The following is a 949-nucleotide window of genomic DNA, read 5'->3' as shown; positions in this document are numbered from 1 at the left end:
AGGCTAAGTTTGCGGACAACCCGCTTACCTCAGATCTAATGCAGACTTATTAGAATCTGACAAGACCGTCCTATATTGATCGCTTACGCTAGGCAGGCTGAAATTGAACTTGAAAAAATACAATTTGAGAAAGATGTTAAAGTATATCTCAAAGAATTTTCCGATATGCCTATCACAGAGTTCTACACGATGCGTAGAGAGTGTGGTTTTTCATTTTCGCGCACAGCTAAGTGTAAAGCATTTTTGGATATTAGTGAGTCAAAAATATCAACTGAACTAGATAGGTTAATCGGAGAGTATAAAAAAGATGAGTTAATTGTTTATAGCAAAAAAATGTGTAAAGGGATTAGTTACGATGAGGTTAAGTGTGAATTGTCACGTAAATCCATTGATAAGCAAGAGCAAAAGCAAGTTGACTATTACTTAACTAATCGTGATGTGCTTATATCAGTATTTAATACTTGCCAATCTAACTATGCAGAATTACGCAAAGGCCGTAAGTATACCGAAGCTCAAAAAGCAATAGAAACATTCGACTGCAAGCACGCTGCTAAAGCTGCTCAAAAACTTAAGGTTTATGGTTTTTCTAATCCAATTGGATAATGACTTATGGCTGTTGCGGTTAAATAAAGATTGTCGAAAGTCATTGTTCAGAATATTATCAATTAGCTCAACGGATTGATGATTATACGCCAGTCCTGTTCTAATCATTTTACGTTCATGTCCGTTGAGCTAACCTGACATAGTAAAGCCTGATTGTTTTTTTGCCCTTAAAGACTCCGAAATCTTTAAGGGTATTTTTTTGCCTGTAATTCAGACCTAGCGCCAAACAATAGAGCACTTCATGGCTTGCTTGCACTCGTAAGTGTGAGTAAGACGCTGCTTGTCTTCTCGTGTGTCAATTCCTCCAAGTCCCTCATTTTCGCTAATACGCCAACTCGTCACTGTC

The 949-nt window shown here is 37.5% G+C and carries 1 protein-coding gene; it reads left to right on the top strand.

The genetic code is table 11. The features are described from left to right. The first annotated feature begins 75 nt into the window (after nucleotides 1–75). A complete protein-coding gene (locus tag L2748_RS24120; RefSeq protein ID WP_220783588.1) occupies nucleotides 76–603 on the top strand; it encodes a hypothetical protein in 528 nt (175 codons plus the stop codon). Nucleotides 604–949: the final 346 nt, after the last annotated feature.

The sequence above is a fragment of the Shewanella sairae genome (assembly GCF_023283535.1).
GTDB lineage: Bacteria > Pseudomonadota > Gammaproteobacteria > Enterobacterales > Shewanellaceae > Shewanella > Shewanella sairae.
The sequence above is the reverse complement of the archived record's forward strand: the minus strand, read 5'-3'. Positions and strand labels throughout refer to the sequence as shown.